The following is a 1,166-nucleotide window of genomic DNA, read 5'->3' as shown; positions in this document are numbered from 1 at the left end:
CCAGCTCTCCGGCGGACAGCGCAGCGGGTGGCGATCGCCGGGCGCTGGCGTCCGGGCCGAGATCCTGGTGCTGGACGAGGCGCTGAGCGCACTGGATGTGCTCACCCAGGAGCAGATCCTGGCCTTGCTCCAGTCCCTGCAGCGCGAGCACGGGCTGACCTACCTGTTCATTTCCCACGACCTGCATGTGGTGGAACGCATCAGCCACCATGTGGGGGTCATGCGGCGCGGGGAGCTGGTGGAGAGCGGCAGCGTGCACCAGGTGTTCACCGAACCGGCCCACCCCTACACCCGCACCCTGCTGGCGGCGAACCCCGGGCAGGTTCTGCGTGAACTGTGCCCTGCCGCCGGCTGAACCCGAGCCCGGCCGGGAAGCGCCCGGCCACCGACGAACGACGAACTTCCCCCGTCACGAAAAGAGGAGCATGAGCACCCACGCCATCCAGGCCACCAGCGACGAAGCGGTCTACCAACGCCTGCTGGAACGCTTTCGCCCGGTCTTCACCCGCATCGCCCAGGCGCCCGGGAGCGCGAACAACACCGTGAACTGCCCTACCAGCAGGTGGCGTGGCTCAAGGACGCCGGCTTCACGGCGCTGCGGGTCCCGGCCAGCCACGGCGGAACGCCGGTGAGCCACACCGACCTGTTCCGGCTGCTGATCGAATTGGCGGCCGCCGACTCCAACGTCGCCCACCTGCTGCGCAGCCACTTCTCCTTCGTGGAGACCATCGCGCTGCAGCCCGCCGAATTCCAGGACCGCTGGTTCCCGCGGGTGCTGGCCGGCGAAATCTTCGGCAACGCCGCCACCGAACGCGGCGGCAACGCCCTGGGCGCCACGAACACCAAGCTGATCAACACCGGGGCCGGGTGGGTGCTGCGCGGGGAAAAGTACTACACCACCGGCTCCATCTTCGCCGACTGGGTGGTGGTGATGGCCTCCACGGACGGCGTGGAGGGGCGGCAGTACGCGGTCGTGGAACGCACCGCGCCGGGCGTGCGGATCCTGGATGACTGGGACGGCTTCGGCCAGCCGCTGACCGGCACCGGCACCGCCATCTTTGAGGATGTCCCGGTGCAGGAGCAGAACATCATCCAGCGCAAGGTCGCCTCCACCCTGGAACCGGCGTTCTTCCAGCTGTGCCTGCTGGCCGTGCTGGTGGGCATCG

General features: G+C 69.0%; 2 protein-coding genes and 1 pseudogene. All 3 read left to right on the top strand.

The window, feature by feature from the left end:
* Positions 1-355 (top strand): annotated as a pseudogene (locus tag JCM19049_RS14835) (ABC transporter ATP-binding protein); the annotation flags it as partial.
* A gap of 70 nt (positions 356-425) precedes the next feature.
* Positions 426-632 (top strand): hypothetical protein, encoded by a 207-nt coding sequence (locus JCM19049_RS21205; protein ID WP_279403314.1) that lies wholly within the window; start codon positions 426-428, stop codon positions 630-632.
* The coding region (locus tag JCM19049_RS14830; protein ID WP_279403313.1) for an acyl-CoA dehydrogenase family protein at positions 563-1,166 on the top strand (604 nt) is incomplete at its 3' end. The genes JCM19049_RS21205 and JCM19049_RS14830, both read left to right, overlap by 70 nt.

The sequence above is a fragment of the Arthrobacter sp. JCM 19049 genome, assembly GCF_001310435.1.
This window is presented reverse-complemented; position numbering and strand designations above follow the sequence as displayed.